Genomic DNA, 1,839 nt, shown 5'->3' on the forward strand with positions numbered 1-1,839 from the left:
AACCGCCGGGCCGTCGCGCGCGCCATCACGCTGGTGGAGTCGATGCGGCCGGACCGCCGCGAGCCGGCCAAGGAGCTGCTGCGCCGCATCGCGCCGGCCACGGGGGGCGCCGTGCGCGTGGGCATCTCGGGCATCCCCGGGGCGGGCAAGTCCACCACCATCGACGCCCTGGGGCAGCGCCTCATCGACGCCGGGCACCGCGTGGGCGTGGTGGCGGTGGACCCCTCCAGCGCCCGCACCGGCGGCTCCATCCTGGGCGACCGGACCCGGATGGGGGCGCTGGCCGCCCGCGACGAGGCGTTCGTGCGGCCCAGCCCCACCGGCGACCACCTCGGCGGCGTCGCCCGGGCCACCCGCGAGTCGATGCTCGTGCTGGAGGCCGCGGGCTACGACGTGGTGGTCGTGGAGACCGTGGGCGTGGGGCAGTCCGAGGTGGCCGTGGCCGGCATGGTGGACACCTTCCTGCTGCTCGGTCTGGCCCGCGGCGGTGACCAGCTGCAGGGCATCAAGCGGGGCATCCTCGAGATGGCCGACGTGGTGGCCATCAACAAGGCCGACGGCGACCACGCCCCGGAGGCCCGCGTGGCCGCCCGCGACCTGCGGCAGGCGCTGCACCTCATGCGACCGGAGGACACCCCGGTGGTGCTCACCTGCTCCGCGGTCACCGGCGACGGGCTCGACGAGCTGTGGCAGGCCGTGCTCGACCACCGGGAGGGGCTCGTCTCGGCCGGGCGGCTGGAGACGCGGCGGGCGGCCCAGCAGCGGGACTGGATGTGGTCCATGGTCGATGCCGAGCTGCGTGCCGCCGCGCGGACCACGCCGTCCGTGGCGGAGGGCCGGGGCGCGTGGGAGGGCGCGGTCACCCGCGGGGAGCTCGACGCCACCGAGGCGGCGGCGCGCGTCATCGAGGCACTGCGGGAGGACTGGACCGCTGCCACACGGCATCGCCGTTGACCGTGACCAGGGCGGTGTGGGAGGGCTCGTCGGTGATGCCGGCGAGGTACCGCTCGAAGTCGGGGAAGCCGGTGGCCAGGGCCACGCGGACGCCGTCGGGGTCGGCGGTCCGTACGGCGCAGGTGGCGTCGCCCTCGACCTGGCAGGACACCTCGGCGGCGGGGTCGACGTCGCGGGCCCGCCCCACGAGGTCGAGCCACCAGTCCACCGTCTCGCCGTCCACGGCCGGCTGGTGGGCCACGAGTCGCGCGTCGGCCGCGGGCATGTCGTAGACCACGCCGGCGGTGGAGGTCGGGCGGCTCCGGGTGCTCCCGGTCGCGTCCTCAGTGGGGTCCTCCGGGGTGTACTCGAGGCGAGGAGCCAGCTGGTCGGCGTGGTCGACGGCCGAGGGGGTGAGCGTCCACAGGCGGTGGTCGGCCCACTCGCGCGGGGTGGCGTCCGGGCCCAGGTCCTCCACCTCCTGGACGCCGGGCAGCTCGCGCAGTGGGTCGCGCTCGGCGGTGGCCCGCTCGGTCGGCGTGGCTCCGGGGTCACCCGCGTGCGTTCCGTGCTGCAGCCACATCGCCAGGCCGCCGAGCAGCAGCGCCACCGCCACCAGGGCCAGGACGAGGCGGCGGGCGCGCGTCGTCGCGGCGGCGGGGTCGGTCGGCATCCGCAGAGGGTAGGTGCGCGGCCCGGTCCGGCCCCAATCGGTGCGTGGCGGGATCGTGGCACCTCCGAGGCTCCCCGGGCGTGGGAGTGCCCTCGCGGGAGGGGTGTCCTATCAGCTGATAGGTCGACCGATTCCCAGTCGCCCGCCTGCGTTTCGGTCGACCTATCGCGCGATAGGTCACGTCTCCATGGGGTCACCCCTGACGTCGCCCCGGGCCGCCGTCGCCCCGGGCC

The 1,839-nt window shown here is 76.2% G+C and carries 2 protein-coding genes; one reads left to right on the forward strand and one right to left on the reverse strand.

Features of this window, described 5'->3' with window-relative positions:
* The coding region (gene meaB, locus HMPREF3099_RS09320; protein ID WP_070705702.1) for a methylmalonyl Co-A mutase-associated GTPase MeaB at nt 1-954 on the forward strand (954 nt) is incomplete at its 5' end.
* Here meaB and HMPREF3099_RS09325 read toward each other — a convergent pair.
* Nucleotides 902-1,606 carry a hypothetical protein gene (locus HMPREF3099_RS09325; protein WP_070705703.1) on the reverse strand — a complete coding sequence of 235 codons (705 nt, stop codon included), beginning with the start codon at nt 1,604-1,606 and terminating at the stop codon, nt 902-904. The two genes, meaB and HMPREF3099_RS09325, sit on opposite strands and share 53 nt — an antisense overlap.
* Between the last annotated feature and the right edge of the window lie 233 nt (nt 1,607-1,839).

The sequence above is a fragment of the Kytococcus sp. HMSC28H12 genome (assembly GCF_001816045.1).
Classification (GTDB): Bacteria; Actinomycetota; Actinomycetes; order Actinomycetales; family Dermatophilaceae; genus Kytococcus; species Kytococcus schroeteri.

Excerpts from the sequence above, each read along its gene's own strand:
- HMPREF3099_RS09325 (WP_070705703.1), bottom strand. The coding sequence starts at position 1,606 with ATGCCGACCGACCCCGCCGCCGCGACGACGCGCGCCCGCCGCCTCGTC.